The organism is Variovorax cryoconiti (assembly GCF_051216395.1).
Taxonomy (GTDB): Bacteria; Pseudomonadota; Gammaproteobacteria; order Burkholderiales; family Burkholderiaceae_C; genus Variovorax.
On sequence record NZ_JBPJZI010000003.1, the window covers coordinates 422,179 to 444,876 of the forward strand.

20 protein-coding genes are annotated in these 22,698 nt (G+C 69.1%); 12 read left to right on the top strand and 8 right to left on the bottom strand.

Annotation, left to right across the window (positions count from 1 at the left end; translation table 11 throughout):
• Window positions 1-9: 9 nt before the first annotated feature.
• Complete coding sequence (locus ACSFA2_RS11045; protein WP_435455370.1) at window positions 10-2,184, bottom strand: malate synthase G; 2,175 nt, start codon at window positions 2,182-2,184, stop codon at window positions 10-12.
• Window positions 2,185-2,425: 241 nt separating this feature from the next.
• Between ACSFA2_RS11045 and ACSFA2_RS11050 the strand changes: the two genes are divergently transcribed.
• From ACSFA2_RS11050 to ACSFA2_RS11060, 3 genes are all read left to right on the top strand, one after another.
• Window positions 2,426-3,370: a hydroxymethylglutaryl-CoA lyase gene (locus tag ACSFA2_RS11050; protein ID WP_435455371.1), complete on the top strand. Its 945-nt coding sequence runs from the start codon at window positions 2,426-2,428 to the stop codon at window positions 3,368-3,370.
• Window positions 3,363-4,553 (top strand): CaiB/BaiF CoA transferase family protein, encoded by a 1,191-nt coding sequence (locus tag ACSFA2_RS11055; RefSeq protein ID WP_435455372.1) that lies wholly within the window; start codon window positions 3,363-3,365, stop codon window positions 4,551-4,553. The genes ACSFA2_RS11050 and ACSFA2_RS11055 overlap by 8 nt, the downstream gene beginning before the upstream one ends.
• A 164-nt stretch (window positions 4,554-4,717) precedes the next feature.
• Complete coding sequence (locus ACSFA2_RS11060) at window positions 4,718-5,485, top strand: SDR family oxidoreductase (protein ID WP_435455373.1); 768 nt, start codon at window positions 4,718-4,720, stop codon at window positions 5,483-5,485.
• Here ACSFA2_RS11060 and ACSFA2_RS11065 read toward each other — a convergent pair.
• Genes ACSFA2_RS11065 through ACSFA2_RS11080 form a run of 4 tightly spaced genes read right to left on the bottom strand, consistent with a single transcriptional unit; the run spans window position 5,470 to window position 10,393 of the window.
• Entirely contained in the window at window positions 5,470-6,927 is a 1,458-nt protein-coding gene (locus ACSFA2_RS11065) for an efflux transporter outer membrane subunit (RefSeq protein ID WP_435455374.1), read from the bottom strand. The two genes, ACSFA2_RS11060 and ACSFA2_RS11065, sit on opposite strands and share 16 nt — an antisense overlap.
• On the bottom strand, window positions 6,924-8,048 hold the full coding sequence (locus ACSFA2_RS11070) for an HlyD family secretion protein (RefSeq protein ID WP_435455375.1): 1,125 nt from the start codon (window positions 8,046-8,048) through the stop codon (window positions 6,924-6,926). The genes ACSFA2_RS11065 and ACSFA2_RS11070 overlap by 4 nt, the downstream gene beginning before the upstream one ends.
• A gap of 12 nt (window positions 8,049-8,060) precedes the next feature.
• Window positions 8,061-9,722, bottom strand: a complete 1,662-nt coding sequence (locus tag ACSFA2_RS11075) for an MFS transporter (protein WP_435455376.1) — start codon at window positions 9,720-9,722, stop codon at window positions 8,061-8,063.
• Window positions 9,723-9,781: 59 nt separating this feature from the next.
• Window positions 9,782-10,393 carry a TetR/AcrR family transcriptional regulator gene (locus ACSFA2_RS11080; RefSeq protein ID WP_435455377.1) on the bottom strand — a complete coding sequence of 204 codons (612 nt, stop codon included), beginning with the start codon at window positions 10,391-10,393 and terminating at the stop codon, window positions 9,782-9,784.
• 104 nt (window positions 10,394-10,497) lie between these two features.
• Between ACSFA2_RS11080 and ACSFA2_RS11085 the strand changes: the two genes are divergently transcribed.
• Complete coding sequence (locus tag ACSFA2_RS11085) at window positions 10,498-11,430, top strand: LysR family transcriptional regulator (protein ID WP_435455378.1); 933 nt, start codon at window positions 10,498-10,500, stop codon at window positions 11,428-11,430.
• A complete protein-coding gene (locus ACSFA2_RS11090; RefSeq protein WP_435455379.1) occupies window positions 11,427-11,879 on the top strand; it encodes a DUF2214 family protein in 453 nt (150 codons plus the stop codon). Before ACSFA2_RS11085 ends, ACSFA2_RS11090 begins: the two co-directional genes overlap by 4 nt.
• Window positions 11,880-12,008: 129 nt before the next feature.
• Here ACSFA2_RS11090 and ACSFA2_RS11095 read toward each other — a convergent pair whose 3' ends face one another.
• Window positions 12,009-12,326, bottom strand: a complete 318-nt coding sequence (locus tag ACSFA2_RS11095) for a PsiF family protein (protein WP_435455380.1) — start codon at window positions 12,324-12,326, stop codon at window positions 12,009-12,011.
• A gap of 133 nt (window positions 12,327-12,459) precedes the next feature.
• Between ACSFA2_RS11095 and argS the strand changes: the two genes are divergently transcribed.
• From argS to ACSFA2_RS11130, 7 genes are all read left to right on the top strand, one after another.
• Window positions 12,460-14,145 (top strand): arginine--tRNA ligase, encoded by a 1,686-nt coding sequence (argS, locus tag ACSFA2_RS11100; protein WP_435455381.1) that lies wholly within the window; start codon window positions 12,460-12,462, stop codon window positions 14,143-14,145.
• A 19-nt stretch (window positions 14,146-14,164) separates the two neighbouring features.
• Entirely contained in the window at window positions 14,165-14,839 is a 675-nt protein-coding gene (locus ACSFA2_RS11105) for an SPOR domain-containing protein (RefSeq protein ID WP_435455382.1), read from the top strand.
• 111 nt (window positions 14,840-14,950) lie between these two features.
• On the top strand, window positions 14,951-15,601 hold the full coding sequence (locus ACSFA2_RS11110) for a thiol:disulfide interchange protein DsbA/DsbL (RefSeq protein WP_435455511.1): 651 nt from the start codon (window positions 14,951-14,953) through the stop codon (window positions 15,599-15,601).
• 134 nt (window positions 15,602-15,735) lie between these two features.
• Complete coding sequence (gene lptA, locus ACSFA2_RS11115; protein ID WP_435455383.1) at window positions 15,736-16,416, top strand: lipopolysaccharide transport periplasmic protein LptA; 681 nt, start codon at window positions 15,736-15,738, stop codon at window positions 16,414-16,416.
• Window positions 16,413-17,219, top strand: a complete 807-nt coding sequence (gene lptB, locus ACSFA2_RS11120) for an LPS export ABC transporter ATP-binding protein (RefSeq protein ID WP_435455384.1) — start codon at window positions 16,413-16,415, stop codon at window positions 17,217-17,219. The genes lptA and lptB overlap by 4 nt, the downstream gene beginning before the upstream one ends.
• Window positions 17,220-17,237: 18 nt before the next feature.
• Window positions 17,238-18,800 (top strand): RNA polymerase factor sigma-54, encoded by a 1,563-nt coding sequence (locus ACSFA2_RS11125; protein WP_435455385.1) that lies wholly within the window; start codon window positions 17,238-17,240, stop codon window positions 18,798-18,800.
• 9 nt (window positions 18,801-18,809) lie between these two features.
• The gene (locus ACSFA2_RS11130; RefSeq protein ID WP_435455386.1) at window positions 18,810-20,042 is read left to right on the top strand and encodes a THUMP domain-containing class I SAM-dependent RNA methyltransferase; all 1,233 of its coding nucleotides are present in this window, start codon (window positions 18,810-18,812) and stop codon (window positions 20,040-20,042) included.
• Between the two features lie 16 nt (window positions 20,043-20,058).
• Here the strand turns inward: ACSFA2_RS11130 and ACSFA2_RS11135 are convergent, their stop codons facing one another.
• Together ACSFA2_RS11135 and ACSFA2_RS11140 are read right to left on the bottom strand one after the other, a co-directional pair.
• Window positions 20,059-21,159, bottom strand: coding sequence for a type VI secretion protein IcmF/TssM N-terminal domain-containing protein (locus tag ACSFA2_RS11135; RefSeq protein WP_435455387.1), 1,101 nt, complete (start codon window positions 21,157-21,159; stop codon window positions 20,059-20,061).
• 25 nt (window positions 21,160-21,184) lie between these two features.
• Window positions 21,185-22,519 carry a DotU family type IV/VI secretion system protein gene (locus tag ACSFA2_RS11140; protein ID WP_435455388.1) on the bottom strand — a complete coding sequence of 445 codons (1,335 nt, stop codon included), beginning with the start codon at window positions 22,517-22,519 and terminating at the stop codon, window positions 21,185-21,187.
• Window positions 22,520-22,698: the final 179 nt, after the last annotated feature.

Here is a 22,698-nt window from a genome sequence, read left to right on the forward strand (position 1 = left end):
GGCGAGGGATCAGGCCTCGCCCTTCACCTTCAACCGCCACGCATGCAGCAGCGGCTCGGTGTAGCCGCTCGGCTGCTCGACGCCCTTGAACACCAGGTCCTGCGCGGCCATGTAGGCCGCAGAGGTCTTGAAGTGCCCGGCCATCGGCTGGTAGACGCTGTCACCGGCGTTCTGCCCGTCGACCACCGCGGCCATGCGTTCGAAGGTCGCGTTGACCTGTTCCTTCGTCACGATGCCGTGCAGCAGCCAGTTGGCGATGTGCTGGCTGCTGATGCGCAGCGTGGCGCGGTCTTCCATCAGGCCGACGTTGTGGATGTCGGGCACCTTCGAGCAGCCGACGCCCTGGTCGATCCAGCGCACCACGTAGCCCAGGATGCCCTGCACGTTGTTGTCGAGTTCCTGCTGCTTCTCCTCGGCGGTCCACACCGGCTTCGGGGCCACCGGCACCTGCAGCAAGTCGTTCAGGATGTTGTCGCGTTCGGCATTGCCGTCGATCTTCTCCAGTTCCTTCTGCACGTCCGCCACGCTGACCTGGTGGTAGTGCAGCGCGTGCAGCGTGGCGGCGGTGGGCGAGGGCACCCAGGCGGTGTTGGCGCCGGCCTTGGGGTGTGCGATCTTCTGCTTGAGCATGTCGGCCATCAGGTCGGGCATGGCCCACATGCCCTTGCCGATCTGCGCCTTGCCGCGCAGGCCGCACGAGAGGCCGACCAGCACGTTGTTCTTCTCGTAGGCCGCGATCCACGGCGTCGTCTTCATGTCGCCCTTGCGCAGCATCGCGCCGGCCTGCATGGCGGTGTGCATCTCGTCGCCGGTGCGGTCGAGGAAACCGGTGTTGATGAAGGCCACACGCGCGGCGGCTTCGGCGATGCAGGCCTTCAGGTTGACGCTGGTGCGGCGCTCCTCGTCCATGATCCCGAGCTTGACGGTGTTGGCGGGCAGGCCGAGCAGCTGCTCGACACGGCCGAACAGTTCGCTGGCGAAGGCGACCTCGGTCGGGCCGTGCATCTTCGGCTTGACGATGTAGATGCTGCCGGTGCGCGAGTTGCCCTTGCGCTTGAGGTCGATGGTGGCGATGGTGGTGGTCACGACCGCATCGAGGATGCCTTCGGGAATCTCCTTGCCGTTCGCGTACAGGATGGCCGGGTTGGTCATCAGGTGGCCCACATTGCGCAGGAACATGAGCGAGCGGCCGTGGAGCTTCATCGGCTTGCCGTCGGCACCGGTGTATTCGCGGTCGGGGTTGAGTCCGCGCGTGAAGGTCTTGCCGCCCTTGGCGACTTCTTCGGTCAGCGTGCCCTGCACGATGCCGAGCCAGTTCGCATAGGCCGTCACCTTGTCGGCCGCATCGACCACCGCCACCGAGTCTTCGAGGTCGAGGATGGTCGAGAGCGCGGCTTCCGTCACCACGTCGCTCACACCCGCCGGGTCGGTCTTGCCGATGGCCGTGCTGCGATCGATCTGGAGGTCGAGGTGGATGCCGTGGTGTTTGATCAGCACCGACGACGGTGCTGCCGCATCGCCCTGGTACCCGACGAAGGCGGCCGGGTCCTGCAGCGACGTGTCGCTGCTGTGCAGCGTGACGACGAGCCGGCCGTCCTTCACGCGGTAGCCGGTCGCGTCCTTGTGCGAGCCGTTGGCGAGCGGCGCCGCCTGGTCGAGCACGTTGCGCGCGAAGGCGATGACCTTGGCGCCGCGCACCGGGTTGTAGCCCTTGCCCTTCTCGGCGCCGTCGGTCTCGGGGATGGCGTCGGTGCCGTAGAGCGCGTCGTACAGCGAGCCCCAGCGCGCGTTGGCGGCGTTGAGTGCGTAGCGCGCATTCAGGATCGGCACCACCAGCTGCGGGCCGGCCTGCTGCGCGAGCTCGGCGTCGACGTTCGACGTGGTGGTCTGCACGTCCTTCGGCTGCGGCAGCAGGTAGCCGATCTTTTCGAGGAACGCACGGTACGCGGGCATGTCGGTGATCGGGCCGGGGTGGGCCTTGTGCCAGCCGTCCATCTCCGTCTGCAGGCGGTCGCGCTCGGCCAGCAGTGCGATGTTCTTCGGCGCCAGGTCGGCGACGATGGTGTCGAAGCCCTTCCAGAAGGTCGCGCTGTCGACGCCCGTGGCGGGCAGCACCTTGTCTTCGATGAAGCGGTGGAGTTCGTTGGCGACCTGGAGGCCGTGGACGGTGGTGCGATCGGTCATGGAAACCTCGACGGTGGAACGGTGGGGAGACGGAAAAAAACGGTTGGCACGCAGTGTGGGGGCGCACGGGGCGTGTGCACAGCAGTGCGCTTGGCGTCTACTTTATTGCATCTCCAGAAGAAGATTAATCCGCCGTAAATCCATTGATTGATGACCTGAATGTAGGTAATCGACCTCGGAGGCGATCCGGCGCATGGCGACAATGGATGCTTCCCTCGAATTTTTCACGGATCTCCCCGCCATGTCCCAGCCCGATGTGCTGATCAGCGAAGTCGGCCCGCGCGACGGCCTGCAATCGGTCAAGGCCACCATGCCCACGGCCGACAAGCTGCGCTGGATCGACGCGCTCCACGCCGCGGGCGTGCGCGAGATCGAGGTCGCGTCCTTCGTGCCCGCACGGCTGCTGCCGCAGATGGCCGACGCGGTCGAGGTCGTGCGCCACGCCATCACTTTGCCCGGCCTCACCGTGATGGCGCTGGTGCCCAATCGGCGCGGGGCCGAGGCGGCGCTGGCCGCGGGCGTGCACAAGCTCACCGTGCCGGTGTCGGCCAGCGAGGCGCATTCGCTCGCCAACGTGCGCAAGACGCGCGAGGCGATGGTCGACGAAGTGCGCGCCATCGCCGCGCTGCGCCGCGACATCGCGCCGCATGTCGGCTTTGAAGCCGGCCTGTCGACGGCGTTCGGCTGCACGCTGCAGGGCGAGGTGCCGGAAGACGAGGTCATCCGCCTGGCCGCGCAGTGCATCGAGGCGGGGGCCGACGAGGCGGGCCTGTCGGACACCGTGGGCTACGCCAACCCGGCGCAGGTGCGCCGCCTGTTCCGCCGCCTGCGCGCGGAGATCGGCGAGCACGCCGGCGCCGCCCACATGCACAACACGCGCGGGCTCGGCCTGGCCAACTGCCTGGCGGCGTACGAGGAGGGCGTGCGCACCTTCGACGCGTCGCTCGGCGGGCTGGGCGGTTGCCCGTATGCGCCGGGTGCGTCGGGCAACGTGGTCACCGAGGACCTGGTCTTCATGTTCGAGGCCATGGGCGTGCGCACCGGCATCGACATCGAGCGGCTGATCGCGGCCCGCGCGCCGCTGATGGCCGGCCTGCCGGGGGAGCCGGTGTACGGCATGACGCCGGAGGCCGGCTTGCCCAAGGGATTTGCAAAAGGATTCGCCAAGGAAATGAAGCATGTCTGAGCCCACGCCACTGCCTTACGCGAACATCCGCGTCGTCGAGTTCACCCACATGGTCATGGGCCCGACCTGCGGCATGCTGCTGGGCGACCTCGGCGCCGAGGTCATCAAGGTGGAACCGATCGCCGGCGACGACACGCGACGGCTGCTCGGTTCCGGCGCCGGCTTCTTCCCCACCTTCAACCGCAACAAGAAGAGCATCGCACTCGACCTGAAGAAGCCCGAGGGCCTGGAAGCCGCACTCAAGCTCGTCGCCACCGCCGACATCGTGAGCGAGAACTTCAAACCCGGCACGATGAAGAAGCTGGGTCTGGACTACGACACGCTCAAAAAGCTCAACCCGCGCCTCATCTATGTCAGCCACAAGGGCTTCCTGCCCGGCCCCTACGACCACCGCACTGCCCTCGACGAGGTGGTGCAGATGATGGGCGGCCTGGCCTACATGACCGGCCGCGCCGGCGACCCGCTGCGCGCCGGCACGAGCGTGAACGACATCATGGGCGGCATGTTCGGCGCCATCGGCGCGATGGCCGCGCTGCGCCAGCGCGAGCTGACGGGCGAGGGCTGCGAGGTGCAGTCGGCGCTGTTCGAGAACAACATCTTCCTGGTCGCGCAGCACATGATGCAGTTCGCCGCCACCGGCCGCGCCGCCGACCCGATGCCCAGCCGCATCTCGGCCTGGGGCATCTACGACGTGTTCACGGTGAAGGATGGCGAGCAGATCTTCCTGGCCGTGGTGAGCGACAAGCAGTGGGCCATCTTCTGCCAGGCCTTCGGGCTGCAGGAGATGCACGCCGACCCGCGCCTGTCCACCAACAACGACCGCGTGCGCGCCCGCGACTGGATGATGCCCATCCTGCGTTCGCACCTGGCCGACACCAGCGCCGCCGAGCTGAGCGCGGTGTTCGAGAAGAACGAGTTGCCCTTCGCGCCCATCACCCGGCCACAGGACCTGTTCGACGATCCGCACCTGAACGCGACCGGCGGTCTGGCGCCGGTGCGCATGAACGACGGCAGCGAATCGAAGGTGCCGCTGATGCCCTTCACGCTCGGCGGCCAACGGCCGGGCATCAGGCTGCAGCCGCCACTGCTGGGCGAGCACACGAACGCCCTGCTGAAGGAAGTCGGCTACAGCGACGACGAGATCGCGGCCCTCAAGACCCGACACATCACGACCGGCGACTGAGCATGGAGCCAACCCACGGCGGGCTCAGGCTTTTGGCCACGACCTAGCCGTCGTGACCAGCCTGCCATTCAGTAGGGCGAGGTGATGGCGATCGAATGTCCGCTTCCGGCGAGCAATTCGTGGCGTGCACTCGCAGACTGCGACTTTCATTTTCGGAGGTCGGAATGGGTTTGCTGGCAGGGAAGACAGTCATCATCACGGGTGCAAGCTCGGGCATCGGGCAGGCGGCGGCCTTGCTGTTCGCCGCTGAGGGCGCAGCGCTGGTTCTGGGCGCGCGGCGAGAAGCTGCGTTGGATGCCCTCGTCGTGCGCATCGGTGCAGCGGGCGGGCGCGCAGTGCAGCTTGCCGGCGATGTCCGCAACGAGCAGTTCGCGGCCGACTTGGTGGCCTTGGCGCTCGCGCGCTTTGGCCGGCTGGATGTCGCATTCAACAACGCCGGCACGCTCGGTCCTCTGGGGCCGACACCCGAGATCGCCTTGGCCGACTGGAACGACACCATCGCGGTGAACCTGAGCGGCGCCTTCCTGGCGGCCAAGCACCAGATCCCGGCCATGATCCGCCAAGGCGCAGGCAGCGTGATCTTTACCTCCACCTTCGTCGGACACACGGCCGGCTTTCCGGGCGTCGCCGCTTACGCGGCCAGCAAGGCAGGCCTCGTTGGCCTCACGCAGGCCCTGGCCACCGAGTTCGGTGCGCAGGGCATCCGTGTCAACGCACTTCTGCCGGGCGGCACCGATACGCCCATGGCCCACGAGATGAGCACTACGCCCGAAGCACTGAGGAAGGTGGCGAGCCTGCATGCGCTGCAGCGCCTCGCCCGTCCGGAGGAACTGGCACGCGTCGCGCTTTTTCTGGCCTCGGAGGCTGCGTCCTTTGTCACCGGGTCGGCCCTGCTGGCCGATGGCGGGATTTCGGTTTACCGGGCGGGCTGAGCGGGACTCGACACGCGCGCGCCGAGCGTCTGCGCGGCCGGTAGGGGCTGCCAGCCGCCGCCCAGCGCGCGGTCCAGGTTGACGCGCGCCGAGAGCTCGTCCGCACGCAACTGCAAGGCTGTCTGCTGCGCGCTGAACAGGTTGCGCTGGGCATCGAGTTCGTCGAGGTGCGAGGCATAGCCTTCGCGGTAGCGGTTGCTCGCCACGCGCAGCGTTTCTTGGAGTGCCGCGCGCTGCGCGTCGACCTCGACGCTCTGGCGGCTGAGTTCATCGACCGAGGCGAGCTGGTCTTCCACCTCGCCGAAGGCCGTGAGCACGGCCTTTTCATAGCCGGCCAGCGCCTGCGTGCGGCGCGCGTCCGAGGCCTGCACGCCGGCGCGCAGGCGACCGCCTTCGAACAGCGGCGCGAGGATGCTGCCGCCGATGCTCCAGAGCTTGAACGGATCGCCGGTGAGTGCGCTCGAGCTGATGCTGCCGAGCGTGGCCGAGAGCCGCAGCGACGGCAGCAGTTGCGCGCGCGCAGCGGCCAGCTGCGCGTCGCTCGCCGCCAGCTGCGCTTCGGCGCCGGCGATGTCGGGGCGGCGGCGCAGCAGGTCGGACGGCAGGCCCAGGTCGGGCAGCGCGACCAGCTTGAGTTCGGTCAGCGGGAGCCCGCGCGGCACCGGGCCGGGCGGCGCGCCGGCGAGCAGGCTCAGCGCATGTTCCTGGCGGCGGATGGCGAGTTGCAGTTGCGGGATGACCGCCGCCGTGGCGCGGTACTCGGCCTCGCTCTGTTGCGTTTCGAGCGCCGAGGTGTAGCCGCGTTCCTGGCGCGAGCGCGCGAGCTTCAACGCCGAATCGCGTGCTTCCAGCGTCTGACGCGCGACGTCGAGCCGCGCATCGAGCGCGCGCAGATTGATGTAGCCCGACGCCATGGTCGCGGCCACGCTCAGCGCCGCGCTGTCGCGTGCGGCCTCGCTGGCCTGCAGCTGTGCGTTCGAGGCCTGGTCGAGGGCGTCGATGCGGCCCCACAGGTCGACCTCGTACGACGCCTGGAACTGGGGCTGGCCCACGGTCGACAGATAGGGCTTGCCGCTCGCCGCGCTGATGCTCTGGCTGCGGCTGCCGCTGAAGCCGGCTTCGAGCGTCGGCAGGCCGGCGGCGCGCTGTATGTCGACGAGCGCACGGGCCTCGGCCACACGTGCGGCAGCGCTGCGCAGGTCGGTGTTGTGGGCCAGCGCCTGGTCGACCAGCTGGTCGAGCACCGGGTCGCCGAAGGCCCGCCACCAGCCGGTTTCGAGCACGGTGCCGGGTGTTGCCGGTCCGCGGCCCTGCCAGGCTGCGGGAACGGCCGCTTCGAGCGTCGGGGTGGTCGGGGTCAGGCTGCTGCAGGCCTGCAGCAACGCCAGCACGATCGGCGCGAGCGCGGCGCGGCCGGCGGCCAGGACGGCGGCGGATCTCATGGCCGGGGCTCCGTCGTCGTCGCCGTCGTTGCCGTCGCGCGCGTGTTCACGCTCACCACCACCGACATGCCCGGCCGCAGGCGCTGTGCCATCGCCTGGTCGGTGTCGATGGCGATGCGCACTGACAGGCGCTGCGGGATCTTGGTGAAGTTGCCGGTCGCGTTGTCCTGCTTGATCACGCTGAACTCGGAGCCGGTCGCCGGCGAGAGGCGTTCGACATGCCCTGTGAGGCGCGCGCCGGACAGCGCATCGACATCGAAGTGCGCCAGCTGCCCCGGCACCATCTGCGCGGTCTGCGCTTCCTTGAAGTTCGCGACGATCCACACCTGCGACGGCACGACGGCCATCAGCTGCGTGCCCGGCGTCACGTACTGGCCCAGCTTGACGCCGACTTCGCCCACGTGCCCGTCGCGCGGTGCGCGGATCTCGGTGTTGTCGAGGTCGATCTCCGCGAGCTTCACGGCGGCACGCGCCGATTCGACGGCGGCCTCGACGGCATCGCGGTTGACCACCACGGTGCGCAGGTCCTGCGTGGCGACGGCGCGGCCGGCCTGCGTCTGCAGCGCGGCGGCCTCGGCCTGCTTCACGCTGGCCTCGGCCTGGTGCAACGCGGCTTCGGTCTGGTCGCGTTCGCGCTGCGAAAGCGAGCCGTCCTTGGCGAGCGGCGTAGCGCGGCGCATGTCCGACTGGGCCCGCGTGAGTTGAGCCCGCGCGTTCAAGAGCGCTGCCTGCGCGCTGGCGATCTGCGCCTGCGTGCTGCCGATGGCGGCCTCGCGCGAACGCCTGGCCTGCGCGGTGTTTGCCAGGTTGGCCTCCTGCGCGGCGAGCGCGCTGCGCGCCTGCTCGAGCTTCTGCCGGTAGATGCGGTCGTCGAGCTTCACGATCACCTGGCCGGCCTTGACCGCCATGTAGTCCTGCACGTCGACCTCGGCCACGTAGCCGTCGACCTTGGGCGCGACGATGGTCACCATGCCTCGCACATAGGCGTTTTCGGTGGTTTCGGTGCCGGTGTGAAAGGGCGGCAGGCGCCAGGCGTAGAGCACCAGCGCCACGCAGGCGAGGGTGGCGATCAGCACGATCCAGCTGCCGCGCGAACGAAGGGTTTTGGTCAGGAGAGACATGGTGAGAAGCGATCAGGAAGAAGCGGCAGGTGCTGTCGACGCATCGGTCGGCACAGTGGCGGGAGTGGCACGGCGGGCGCGATGCCAGCGGTGCGTCTTGGCACCCGCGAAGACGAGAAAACCAAGGGTCGATATGAGCGCCACGGCGCGGAACAGGTCGTTGTAGGCGAGCACATAAGACTGCTGCGTCACCTGCTGCGCGAGCAGGCCCAGGGCCTGGGTGCTGCGCGCGGCCGTGTCGTTGAGGGTCGACGCGTAGGCGCCGCCGAGCTGCGCCAGGCGCTGCACCACCTGCGGGTCGGACAGCTGCATGTGTTCGAGCAGGCGCTCGTAGTGCAGGCGCTGGCGGTCCTGCAGCAGCGTGGCCAGCCAGGCCTGCCCGATCAGGCCGGCCAGTGCCTGGCCACCGCTGAAGACGGCGACGAAGCTCACGATGTTCTTCATGCCGCCCGCGATCACGTTGCTGAAGCCTTGCAGCAGCGCCGACGCCAGGAACATCGCGCTGGCGGTGGCCAGCAGCGTCTGCGACAGGTACAGATCGTGGGGGCGCGTCAGCACGGTCGACTGGCTGTCCATCCACGCGGCAATGATGATCAGCACCAGCGCGATGTCACCGAGCACGCCGAAGCGCTTGGACGGCAGCGCGAGCAAGGCCAGCAGGAAGCCGCCCACCGTGCCGGCCGTGACCCAGAGGAACAGCGGGTGCATCTGGTCGTTGGTGAAGCCCAGGGTGTTCATGAGGCCCACCGCGCCGGTGGTCTGCTCCGACAGGATGATGCGGAACAGCAGCGTTGCGCCCATGAATCGCAGCATGAAAGGGCTCACCAGCCAGCGCAGGTCGAGCAGCTGCTTCTCGCGCGGCAGCTCGAAGGCCAGGTAGAGGCCGAAGCACAGCACCGACCCGGCCAGGCACAGGCCCAGCCAGGGCGTGTCGGTCCACCAGTGCAGGCGGCCTTGCGTCAGCACCACGCACAGCAGCGCGAGCGAGGTCGCGTACAGCGCGAAGACGAGGGCGTCGCCCCTGGCGAACATCTGCTGCGTCGGCATGGGTTTGATGCGGACCACGTTGATGGCGGCCACACAGAGGATGGCGAGCGCCGCGTCCACCACGTTGAGCCCTTGCCACTGGCCGATCTGCAGCAGGTCTTCGGAAATCACGCGTGACAACGGCGCCCCGAGCTGCAAGGCCGCGAAGGCCAGCACCGCCCCGATGAAGACCTTGGGCCCGGCCGGAAAGGCCTGGACCATGTAGAGCACGGTCAGGCTGCTGAGCGGCGCGGCGGCCAGGCCGAGCGCTGCGCGCACCAGGAGTGCCGAGCCCAGGTGCTGGGTGAACAGGTGCGCCACCGCCAGCAGCAGGTAGAGGGGAATGACGATGTCGGCGAACTTGCGCAGGCCGTACTGGTAGCGCACCTTGGTCAACAGCAGCGAGGCCGAGATGTTGGTGGCGTAGTAGGCGGTGGTGAGCCAGCTGGCCTCGGTGGGCGTGACGCCGAGCGTGCCCTGGATGCCGGTGAGGTTGGAATTGACCAGGTTCACGCCCAGGCCCTGCGTGATGCCCAGCAGCACGGACACGGCGGCGAAGGCCAGGCCTTCGCGCAAGTCATACGGCGCGACCGGGGGCGCTGCCGGGGCCGCTGCGGTTGCCGCGACGGGTTCGCGTTCGTCGCTCACTGGATTGCCTTCGCCTCCGGCTGCGGAGCGAGCTTGCTTGGGGCGGCCCGGCGCGTCGCTCATGTCGGGCGTGCCTCGCCGGGCTGGCGCGCCAGCGGCATCACGAGCTCGTCGACGACCCGGGCGATCGACGCCCGCGTGACTTTCTGGCTGCGCGTGTTGTAGCGGTAGAGGATCATGGCCGGGACCAGGTCGAGCAGCAGATCGGTGTCGGCCGGGGCGTCGATCTCGCCGCGCGCGACCGCGCGCTCCACCAGCGCGCGGACCTTGGCGCGGCGTGCGGTGAGCCGCTCGGGCGCGACCTTCTCGGTCCAGGCCATGTGCTGGCGCACGTTGCCCAGCATCTCCTGCACGGCGGCCTGCATCACGTGGTTGCCGATGCCGTAGTAGTGCGCGTAGATCTTCACGAGGTCGCCGCGCAGCGTGCCGGTGTCGACCTCGACTTCGATGGGGGAGTGCAGGGTGAGGGCGTCGGCCAGCAGCTCGTCTTTCGACTTCCAGCGGCGGTAGAGCGAGGCCTTGCCGGCGCCGGCGCGCTGCGCCACGGCGTCCATCGTCACGGCCTGGATGCCGGATTCGCCCAGGATTTCCATCGCGGCGCGCAGGATGCTCGCGTCGAGCGCGGCGTCGCGGGGGCGGCCGGGGGTGGGAAGGGCGGTGTCGGTGGTCATGTATTGCGGAACGATGTAGTATCGAAACTAGATTGTATCGAAACAAGGGTTTTCCCGCTGACGCGCGACAAGGCCGCGCGGGCACTCCGGATAATCCGGCACCCATGGACCGCCTCACGCAACTCGAATCCTTCGTCTCGGTCGCCACTCGGGGCAGCCTGACTGCGGCGGCCAAGGCCGAGGGCGTGGCGCCGGCGATCATGGGCCGGCGCATCGACGCACTGGAGGAACGGCTGGGCGTGAAGCTGCTGCTGCGCACCACACGCCGCCTCACGCTCACGCACGAGGGCAGCGCGTTCCTCGAGGACTGCCAGCGCCTGCTGGTCGAATTTGCCAATGCCGAGGCCAGCGTGAGCGCCGGCGGCGTCAAGGCCAGCGGCCACCTGCGGGTGACGGCGCCGGCCGGCTTCGGGCGTCGCCATGTCGCCCCGCTGGTGCCGCGCTTCCATGCGTTGCACCCCGAGGTGACGATCTCGTTGAACCTGAGCGACCGGGTGGTCGACGTCACCGGCGAGAGCTTCGACTGCGCGGTGCGGGTCGGCGACCTGCCCGATTCGTCGCTGGTGAGCCTGCGCCTGGCCGACAACCGGCGCCGCTGCGTGGCGACGCCGGCCTTCCTGCGCCGCCATGGCACGCCGCGCCATCCGTCCGACCTGGCACGCTTTGCCTGCCTGACGTTGTCGAGCGATGCCTCGCAGACGCGCGGCTGGGCGTTCCGCGTGCCGTCGACCGGCGGCGAGCCCGAAACCATCCACCTGAAGCCGAGCGGCCCGCTCGACTGCTCCGACGGCCAGGTGCTGCACGACTGGTGCCTGGCCGGCCACGGCATCGCCTGGCGCAGCGGCTGGGAGATCGAGGCCGAGGTCGAGGCTGGCCTGCTGGTGCCGGTGCTCGACGAGTTTGCGGCACCGCCGAACGGCATCTACGCCGTATTCCCGCAGCGCAAGCACCTCGCACTGCGGGTGCGGCTGTGGCTGGATTTCCTCAAGGCCGAGTACGGGCGCCCGGAATTCTGGAGCGGCACAATCGCGCCATGACCTTCGAAGCCATCCTCGCCTACCTGCACCTGCTGGCCATTCTCACGATGGTCGTCTTCATTTCCAGCGAAGCCGCGCTGTGCCGGGTGCAGTGGCTCAACGCCGCGGTGGTCGAGCGGCTCGCCAAGGTCGACCGGGTCTACGGCATCGCCGCGGTCATGGTGCTGGCCACCGGCGTGGCGCGCACCGTCTGGGGCGTGAAGGGCACCTCCTGGTACTGGACCAACCCGCTGCTGCACGTGAAGCTCACACTCTTCATCATCGTGGGCGTGATTTCGATCTTCCCGACCCTGACCTACGTCCGCTGGCGCAAGACCCTGCGCACCACCGGCGCCCTGCCGGCCGAGGCCGACATCCAGAAGACCCGCAAGCTGGTGATGGTGCAGGCGCACCTGATCGCGCTGATCCCGCTGGTCGCCGTCTTCCTCGCGCGCGGTTTCGGCAAATAGAAAAAACAAACCCCGCGTGTGCGGGGCTCGTTTTTTCCAGAACACCGCGGAACCGGCTTCGCCGGGCCGCTGGTGTTGCCCCCTGACAGGGGGAGGGCGCTGCCACACGAAGTGGGCAAGCCTCGGGGGTCAGGCCTTATTACTCAGACAGGTCTTCATGAAGGCCTTGCGGGCGTCGCCGGCCAGTGCCTTGGTCTTGGCGTCGACGTTGCAGGTCTTCATCTTTTCCTGCTGGGTCACCTTGGCGCCGCCGTCGGCCGACAGGCAGCCCTTCATGAAGGCCTTGCGGTCGTCGCCCTTCTTCTCGCCGGCGTCCTTGTTGCAGGTGGCCATCTTGCCTTGCTGGGCGGTGGGAGCCTTGGCGGGGGCGGCCGCCTTGTCCTGGGCCTGTGCGGCGCCGAAGGACAGACAGGCGCCCAGTGCGATCAGGGAAAGGATGTTCTTCATGATGTGGTTCCTCGAAGGTTGATCGGGTGACAGCAACCCGGCGATGGCCGGGCCCGTTCATGCTAACGGCCGATCGCACGCCGCGGATGACCGTGCCGAGGCCCTCGGGGTTCTCCCCCGGTAAAATCCCGCGATGCTATTGGTCAAACAGGAGCTGCTCGCGGCGCTCGCGAACACGCTCGAATCCTTCTCGTCCGGCGCCGGAGCCAAGGCCGCCTTCGAATCGCCCAAGGTGGCGGCGCATGGCGATTTCGCCAGCACGGCCGCCATGCAGCTGGCCAAACCGCTCGGCCGCAAGCCGCGCGAACTGGCCGAGCAGCTCAGTGCCACGCTTTTCGCCACGCCGGCTTTCACGCAGTGGGTTGAGGCGATCGAGATCGCCGGTCCCGGTTTCCTCAACATTCGCCTGAAGACCGCCGCCAAGCAGCAGATCGTGCGCGAGGTGCTGGCCGCCGGCGACGCCTTCGGCCGCCAGCCGGTGCGGGGCGACAAGGTGCTGGTCGAGTTCGTCTCCGCCAACCCGACCGGCCCGCTGCACGTGGGCCACGGCCGCCAGGCCGCGCTGGGCGACGCCATCTGCAACCTGCTGGCCGCCCAGGGCGCGGACGTCTGGCGCGAGTTCTATTACAACGACGCCGGCGTGCAGATCCAGACGCTGGCCAGCAGCACGCAGCTGCGCCTGCAGGGCTTCAAGCCGGGCGACGCCGAGTGGCCGAGCGGCGAGAAGGCCGCGGCGTACAACGGCGACTACATCGCCGACATCGCCGAGGACTTCAAGGCGAAGAAGACGGTGAGCGCCGATGACCGCGAATACACGGCCAGCGGCGACGTGGACGACATCGACTCGATCCGACAGTTCGCCGTGGCCTACCTGCGCCGCGAGCAGGACCTGGACCTGAAGGCGTTCCAGGTGAAGTTCGACAACTACTACCTGGAGTCCAGCCTGTACACCAGCGGCCGCGTGGCCGCGACGGTGCAGAAGCTGGTCGACGCCGGCAAGACCTACGAACAGGACGGCGCGCTGTGGCTCAAGTCGACCGACTACGGCGACGACAAGGACCGCGTCATGCGGAAGAAAGACGGCACGTACACCTACTTCGTGCCCGACGTGGCCTACCACATTGCCAAGTGGGAGCGCGGCTTCCACACGGTGGTGAACATCCAGGGCACCGACCACCACGGCACCATCGCCCGCGTGCGCGCCGGCCTGCAGGCGGCCGGCGTCGGCATCCCGGCCGGCTACCCCGACTACGTGCTCCACACCATGGTGCGGGTGGTCAAGGGCGGCGAAGAGGTGAAGATCAGCAAGCGCGCCGGCAGTTACGTCACGCTGCGCGACCTGATCGAGTGGACCAGCACCGATGCGGTCCGCTTTTTCCTGCTCAGCCGCAAGCCCGACACCGAATACACCTTCGACGTCGACCTGGCGGTCACGAAGAACAACGACAACCCGGTCTATTACGTGCAGTACGCGCATGCGCGTATCTGTTCGGTGCTCACCGCGTGGGGTGGCGACGAGGCCACGCTGAAGGATGTCGACCTGTCGGCGCTCGAGAGCCCGGCGGCGCAGGCGCTGATGCTGATGCTGGCGAAATACCCCGAGATGCTCACCGCCGCCGCCAAGGATTTCGCGCCGCACGACGTGACCTTCTACCTGCGCGAACTGGCTGCCAGCTACCACAGCTACTACGATGCCGAGCGCATTCTGGTCGACGAGGAACCGGTCAGGCTCGCCCGGCTGGCGCTGGTCGCCGCCACCGCGCAGGTGCTGCACAATGGCCTCGCGATTCTCGGCGTGAGCGCGCCGCGCAAGATGTGATGACCTCTTTTTCCTCCCCATGAAAACAAGACAACGCGGCAACACGGTCATCGGCCTGATCATCGGCATCGTCCTGGGCCTGGGCGTGGCGCTCGGCATCGCGGTCTACGTCACCAAGGTGCCGATTCCGTTCATGACCAAAACCCAGCGCGGCGGTGCCGAGCAGGACGAGGCCGAGGCCCGCAAGAACAAGGACTGGAACCCCAACGCGCCGCTCGCCGGCAAGCCGTCGGCGCGCACCCCGCCCGAGCAGCCCGCCTCGGTCGGCCCGCTGAACCCGGCCGTGCCAGCCACCGGCCCGGTGCCAGCGGTGGTCGCGCCTGCTACGCCGGCGACCCGGCCCCGCACCGATGCCACGGCACCCGCCGCCTCGTCCGACCCGCTGGGCGACCTGGCCCGCGCCCGCGCCGGCACCGCCGCCCCGGCCACCACCACGGCGGCGGCCGACGGCACCGACCCCTTCGTGTACTTCGTGCAGGCCGGGGCCTTCCGCAGCACCGACGACGCCGAGGCGCAGCGTGCCAAGCTGTCGCTGATGGGCGTCGAAGCGCGCGTCACCGAGCGCGAGCAGGCCGGCCGCACCGTCTACCGGGTGCGCGCAGGCCCCTTCAACAAGAAGGACGACGCCGACCGCCTGAAGTCGCGGCTCGACAGCGGCGGGCTCGAATCCAACCTGGTCCGTGTCCAGCGCTGAACGCCTGAACGTCTCACCGATCGGTGCCCCAGGCGCCCACCATCCCTGGCTGCGGGAACTCCGCAGCCGCTGCCCGGCTCTGTCAGCCGCACAGGAGAACCTTTGATGACCATGAACCGCCGTGATTTTTCGCTGACCGCCGCCTCGATCGGGCTGCTTCCTCTCGCCGCCACCGGCGTGCATGCCCAGGCCCGCCCGCCGAAGGCCGGCACCGACTACATCGTGCTGGGCAAGCGCGCACCGGTCGACACGCCCGCCGGCAAGGTGGAAGTGGTCGAATTCTTCTCGTACAACTGCCCGCACTGCGCCGCCTTCGAGCCGCGCCTGGAGCCGTGGGTCAAGACGCTGCCGGCCGACGTGGTGTTCAAGCGCATCCCGGTGCCCTTCGTGGGCAACGACACCGAAGCCAAGCAGCGGCTCTACTACACGCTCGAAGCCATGGGCAAGGTCGACGCCTTCCAGATGAAGCTGTTCCAGGCCATCCACCAGCAGCGCCAGCCGCTGGTCGGCGACGCCGCGATCCTGGCCTGGGCCGAGAAGCAGCCCGACCTGGACGGCAAGAAGTTCGCCGACCTGTTCAAGTCCTTCTCGGTGGCCGGCAAGGCCAAGCGCGCCACCCAGTTGACCAGCGACTATCAGGTGGCCGGCGTGCCGGCGCTGGGCGTGGCCGGGCGTTGGTATGTGGACGGCGACACGGCCGGTTCGCTCGACCGGGCGCTGGAAGTTGTGGGCCTGCTGGTGGCTGAAGCCCGCAAGGGTTGAAGACCGGAGGACCGGCGACTGTTCACCACGGCCGTTTCAAGAATGTCAAAAGCCCGCCTCGGCGGGCTTTTTCGTCCGAGCGACCGGATGCACTGATCCGGCGCATACAATCGTCGAGCAAGTTTCGTGCCTTTATGACACATCGACCCCACACTCCCCTTTCCTCCCTCCTGCGCGCCGGCTTCGCCGCGCTGCTGCTCGCCGTCGCCACGGTTCCGGCGCTGGCTGAAAAGGCCGATCGCACCAAGCCCATGAACATCGAGGCCGATGCCATGCGCTACGACGACCTGAAGCAGACCAGCGTGTTCACCGGCAACGTGGTGGTGACCAAGGGCACCATCATCATCCGCGGCGCGCGCATCGACGTGCGCCAGGACCCGGAGGGCTACCAGTACGGCGTGGTCACCGCGGCGCCCGGAAAGCTGGCTTATTACAAGCAGAAGCGCGACTCCGGCGTCGACGAGTGGACCGAGGGCGAGTCGGAGGTCATCGAGTACGACAGCCGCGCCGACAACGTCAAGTTCATCCGCCGCGCCATCATGCGGCGGCTGATCGGCGCGAAGGTCAACGACGAGACCACCGGCGCGCTGATCGTCTACGACCAGAGCAACGACACCTTCACCGTGAACGGCGCGCCGCTGCCCCCGGGTGCCAGCGTGGCCGCCGGCGACCGGGGCAGCCGCGTGCGCGCCATCCTGACGCCGAAGGCAGCCGGCGCGGAAGCGGCGCAGCCGAGCGCACCCGCCGTGCCGGCATCTGCACCCGGCCGGGGCCTGCGCCCCAGCACCACGCTCGGCGGAGAAGCGCGCCCGTGAACGACAGCGTGGACATCGCGAAGCACGCCGCACCCCCTGCGGCCGTCGAAGGCAGCCGGCTCCAGGTGCGCGGGCTGCAGAAGCGCTACGGCAGCCGGCAGGTCGTCAAGAACGTCTCGCTCGATGTGCAGAAGGGCGAGGTCGTCGGTCTGCTCGGGCCCAATGGCGCGGGCAAGACGACTTCGTTCTACATGATCGTGGGCCTGGTGCGGGCCGACGCTGGCGAGATCAGCATCGACGGCGAGCCGATCGCGCACATGCCGATCCACCGCCGCGCCCGCATGGGCCTGAGCTACCTGCCGCAGGAAGCCTCGATCTTCCGCAAGCTCAGCGTGCAGGAGAACGTGCGTGCCGTGCTCGAGCTGCAGCGCGAGCCCGACGCCAAGGGCCGGCTCGTGCCGATGTCGAAGAAGCGCATCGACGATCGCCTGAACGAACTGCTGTCGGACCTGCGCGTCGAGCATCTGCGCGATTCGCCGGCGCTGGCGCTGTCGGGCGGCGAGCGACGCCGCGTCGAGATCGCCCGTGCCCTGGCCACGCAGCCGCGCTTCATCCTGCTGGACGAGCCCTTTGCCGGGATCGACCCGATCGCCGTGATCGAGATCCAGCGCATCGTCAGCTTCTTGAAGAGCCGCGGCATCGGCGTGCTTATCACCGACCACAACGTGCGCGAGACGCTGGGCATCTGCGACCACGCTTTCATCATCAGCGACGGGCAAGTGCTGGCACAAGGCACGCCTTCGGAGATCGTCGACAACGCCGAGGTACGCCGCGTGTACCTGGGCGAACACTTCCGCATGTAAGGGGAGGGCGAAACTCCCATGAAGCAGGGCCTGTCGCTCCGCGTTTCGCAGCACCTTGCGCTCACGCCCCAGTTGCAGCAGTCGATCCGGCTGCTGCAGCTGTCCACGCTCGAACTGAGCCAGGAAGTGGAGCAGATGCTCGACGAGAACCCGTTTCTCGAGCGCACCGCCGAAGAGGCCGCCCGTGAGGAGTTCGGCGTCGACGCCGCCGATGCGCCGCCGCCGCGCGACGACGACTTCGCGCCCGGCCCCGCCGCCGCCAGCAACGACAGCACCACCAGCACCACCGAGGCCGAGGCGCCGGCGGTCGACGCGACCGAAGCCACGCCCGACTGGGAAGGCGACGGCACTGTCGACATGGCACCCGACGACAGCGAATGGGGCGGCGACGCGCCCCCGCGCGCCAACAACCTGGGCGACGACGAACGCGCCGATGCCACCGAGCTGGCGCGCAGCCAGGAGTCGCTGCAGTCCCATCTGCACCGCCAGGCCCTGAGCCTGCGCCTGAACGAAAGCGACCAGGCGGCGCTGCGCTTCCTGATCGAATCGCTCAACGAAGACGGCTACCTCGAGGACTCGCTGCCCGCCCTGGCCTCGGGCCTGGCCGGCGACGACAACGACGAGTTCGACGGCCTGGTGCACCACTTCCAGGTGGCGCTCGGCCTGCTGCAGAGCCTGGAACCGGTCGGCGTGGGCGCACGCGATCTGGGCGAATGTCTCGCCATCCAGTTGCGTGCGCTGGCCCGTGCGAACGAAAGCGCCGAAGAGACGCAGGTGCGCAAGACCGCCATCGCGATCTGCAAGCAGCCGATGGAACTGCTCGCCCGGCGTGACTTCAAGCGCCTGGCCACGCTCACGCGCAGCAACGAGGAAGAGGTGCGCTCGTCGCTGCAACTGATCGCCACGCTCGAACCCAAGCCGGGTCGGCGCTTCGTCGATGTGGAACGCAACGTGGTGGTCCCCGACGTGATCGTCACGCGCATGGGCGCCGGCACCAACATCAAGTTCCGCGTGATGCTCAACCCCGACGTGATGCCGCGCCTGCGGGTGCACGACATCTACGCCGGCGCGCTCAAGCAGCACAAGGGCGAGGGCAGCCAGGCGCTGTCGCAGCGGCTGCAGGAGGCGCGCTGGTTCATCAAGAACATCCAGCAGCGCTTCGACACCATCCTGCGCGTGAGCAATGCCATCGTCGACCGGCAGAAGAGCTTCTTCGTGCACGGCGAGCTGGCCATGCGGCCGCTGGTGCTGCGCGAGATCGCCGACGAGCTCGGCCTGCACGAATCCACCATCAGCCGGGTGACCACGGCCAAGTACATGTCCACGCCCTACGGCACGGTCGAGCTGAAGTACTTCTTCGGCTCGGCGCTGGGCACCGAGACCGGCGGCAACGCGTCGAGCACCGCGGTGCGTGCGCTCATCAAGCAGTTCGTCACGGCCGAGAGCATCAAGAAACCGCTGTCGGACAGCCAGATCTCCGAGATGCTCAAGGAGCAGGGCATCGAATGCGCCCGGCGCACCGTGGCCAAGTACCGTGAAGCGCTGCGCATCGCGCCGGCCAACCTGCGCAAGGCGCTCTGAGTCCGCACCATGAACCAGCTCCATCTCTTTCTGCCTTGCGCCGCCGGCGTCGAGGACTTTCTGGCGCAAGAAGTGCACGGCCTCACCGGCCTGGCCGGCGACGACCTGATGGCCTCGCGCGGCGGCGTCTTCGTGCGCGGCTCGTGGCGCGACGCCATGAAGCTCAACCTGCACAGCCGGTTGGCGCAGCGCGTGCTGATCGAACTGGCGCACGCGCCGTACCGCAGCGAGAACGACCTCTATGCCATCGCCAGCGGCGTCGCGTGGGAGATCTGGTTCACGCCGCAGCAGACCTTCAAGATCGAGACCACGGCGCAGCACAGCCCGCTGCAGAGCCTGAACTTCGCCACGCTGCGCATCAAGGACGCCATCGCCGACCGCTTCCGTGCCAAGGCCGGCGGCGTGCGGCCGAGCATCGAGACGCAGTGGCCCGACGTGCGCGTGTTCGCCCACCTCACCACCGACCACTGCACGCTCTACATCGACACCTCGGGCGAGCCGCTCTTCAAGCGCGGCTGGCGCCAGGACACCGGCGACGCGCCGCTGAAGGAAACCCTGGCCGCGGCCATGCTGGCCGCCAGCGGCTGGTGGAACCCGGAAACCGGCGCCGTGTCCGAAGCGCCGCTGTACGACCCCTGCTGCGGCAGCGGCACCATCGCCATCGAGGCAGCGCAGATCGGCCTGGGCATTCCGGCCGGCGCGCTGCGGCGCTTCGGCTTCGAGAAGCTGCTGCCCTTCCAGCCGCACGTGTGGGAGTCGATCCAGAACGAGGCCGCCGATGCGCCCGCCAGGACCGCGCCGGCCATCTTCGGCAGCGACGTGTCGCACCGCATGGTCGACTTCGCCGAACGCAATGCCGAGCGGGCCGGTGTCGCCGCGGCGATCCAGTTCCGCGGCGGCGATGCCTTGCAGCGCATGCCGCCCGAAAGCGCTCCACAGGGCGGCGTGATCGTGCTGAACCCGCCGTACGGCGAGCGGATCGAGGTCGGCGGCGTGGCGCGTGCCGGCGCCCGCGAGCAGGCGGAAACCGAAGACGGCGGCGAGTTCTTCACCCAGCTGGCCAGCCACTGGAAGAAGAGCTACGCCGGCTGGACGGCCTGGGTGCTCACGCCCGACCTGCAGCTGCCCAAGCGCATGCGCCTGAAGGAGTCGCGCCGGGTGCCGATGTGGAACGGGCCGATCGAGTGCCGGCTGTTCCGCTTCGACATGGTGGCCGGTTCGGCCCGCACGCCGCGTCCATAGCTTCCGCGCACCGCCTTCAGCCGTGCGCCAGCGGCTGGTCGGCCGGCAGGAAGCGCTGGAACAGGTCCGACACGAAGGCCGCGCCACCGTCGGCCTGCACCCCCGTCAGGTACAGGCCGCGCCAGTACGGCGAGCGCCGGCCCCGGCTCTCCTCGAACATCCGGTCCACCACGCTGCGCAGCCCGGGCTGCAGGGCGTTCACCTGGTCGAAGAAGGCATGGATCGCAAGTTGGTCCGCGGCGCTGGTCGCCTCATCGAGCAGGCGCAATCGCAGCGCCTGCAATCGCGCCGCGATGGGTTCGAACAGCTCGCTCAGGCGGTCTCCCGCGGCTGGCGCGGCGCTGCGGTCCTGCAGGGGCAGGCGGTGCCCGAGCGCCTGCGCCAGCACGTCGGGCGGCAACGCGCCGTACACGGTGTCGTAGCCGGGCAGCCGCTCCAGGCCCGTGACGATGAGGTAGACCGGCAGGCGCAGCTGCAGGTGCTCGGCCGCCTCGTCGACCACATGCCGAAGGCGCGCCGTGCCCGGCGTGACGTCCGCGGCCTCGCCCAGCAGGCTGGCGGCACCGACGCAGACCACCACGCCATTGAGCGGCAGCCGCTCGCGCTGCTCGGCCAGTTCCATGAGCGCCTGGTACCAGAGGTTGCGCGTGCGGCGCGAGCCGGAATCGCAGACGGCCGCGGAGCTGGTCTCGATCGCGGTCATGGTCTCGAAGAACCACCAGCGCCAGAAGGCGCGCCCGCTCGTGTCGCGGTCGTGCGCCACCGGCAGCGGCGACACGCTGTGCGCGGCCGTCAGCAAGCCCGGCACGTCGGCCGCCGTGTCGCCGATGAAAAGGAACCACGGGATGCCGTAGAGACCCTCGTGCGACGGGCGTGCCGCCGTACCGGTCCGTCGCAGCCCGCGCCGTGCCTGTGCCACGGCTTCGCGCATGACCTGCAGCGCCGCGAGTTCCGACGCCGACTCGGCTGGCCCGAGGGCCGCGATGCGTGCGCGCAGCGCGCGCCGTCGCGCGGCCTGCGGCGCGCCGAGCAGCCACCACCACAGGGCGATGAACGCGACGCCGCAGAGGGCGACCAGTTGCCAGAAGGTGGCCGGCAGGGAAGACAGGGCGGACATGGCGCTTCTCCTGGAATGCGTCGATTCAGCGCGCAGTGGTTTCTAGAAACAGGAAGTCCGCGACCAGGCGCTGGCTTCCCGGGTTTGTCGCGATCGACTCGCGCAGCGCTGCCAGGTAGGCCGGCGCGAGCTCGAAAGGCGGCCGATCGGCCAGGCGTTCGAAGGGCGCTGGCGAGGCGACCACGGCCACCAGCACGGTGCCGAAGGGCGGGCTGACGAGCCAGCTCGTGGGCATGTTCTCGCCCAGCGTCACGGTCTGCCGGGCCGGCAGGCGCGCGCGTGGGGATTCCGACATCAGGTGCAGCACCGCGCCATCGCTGGTGTAGTAGTCGACCCGCACATGGCTGGCGTAGACGGGCCCGGTGACCTGCAGCCGCACCGCATCGCCTTCGCGCAGCCGGCCCACGGGTGCCGAGGGCGCCTCGATCCGCAGGCCGGCCTTGCTGTCCTGGTTGCGCAGCTGGTAGGGCTTGAGGATCGCGGCCACCTCGCAGTAAGGCCAGGCGCGGATGCGCAGGTCGAAATCCGGCGTCTTGGCCTGCGGCAGGGCCGCGACGTCCTGCCGCACGCGCGCGCCGTCTTCGGAGCTGGCGACAAAGCCGCTGACGTGCGCGCTGCCGTCGGCGCTGGTCGCCAGCGCCAGGTCGGCGCAGGCGTAACGCTGCAGCTGCGCGGCCACGCGTTCGGCGGGCGCGGTCGGTGGCCTGGCCCGGTCACCGAGCAGCAGGCTGATCAGGTAGACGCTGGGGGCGAGCAATGCAACGGCACCGGCGGCCCGCACCAGCGCGCGGCGGCGGCGCTGGGGCCGCCGTCGCGCCGGTGGGTCCGACGAGGCATAAGGCTGCGGCGTGAGCCGAGTCCGTGCCAGCGCGTCGAGTTCGACCGGGGGGGTCGGCAACTGCTGGCCATGCAGGCGCTTGAGCTTGCCCCACTCGCCGGTGTCGGCGTCCTCGAAGTAGTACTGCCCCCGGAAGCCCAGCGCCAGCGCGTACCAGTAGACCTCGCGCACCGCGCCGTCGTCCGGGCCGAGCGCCGACAGGTGGTGGAAGAACTCGGTCTGCGCGTTGCTGGAATTGAAGAGCGTCGATTGCAGGGCGTCACCGGCATCGTCCGCACCGGCCAGCCGTTGCAGCAGTTCGTCGAACCAGGCCACCGCCGCGAAGCTCGCCGACTCGACCCGCGCGGCCGACCAGCCGGCCAAGCGCGCCGCGCCGCGCGCCGCATCGAGCAGCGCGCGCGCCTGTTGCCGCGCGGCCACCGGGTCCGTCATGGCGCTGCCGGCCTCCCGCGCGGCCGCGAGCCGCAGCCCGAAGGCGAAGAAGGCCGAGAAGGCGTCGAGCAGGCGTGCCATGGCTGTCATGCCGACGCGGCTGTCGTGCGAGGCCGGTCAGGCGTGTGCCGGAATCGATGGCCCATGCTGTCCCCGTTCTCGTGGCTTGGGGGAAAACCATCCCACCGGCCCCGGCGCGCGCCAATACCGCAGGGGGTCTATGCCTTTCGGCAGTCGGTCATGCCTTGCTGCGCAGCCCGATCGCCGTT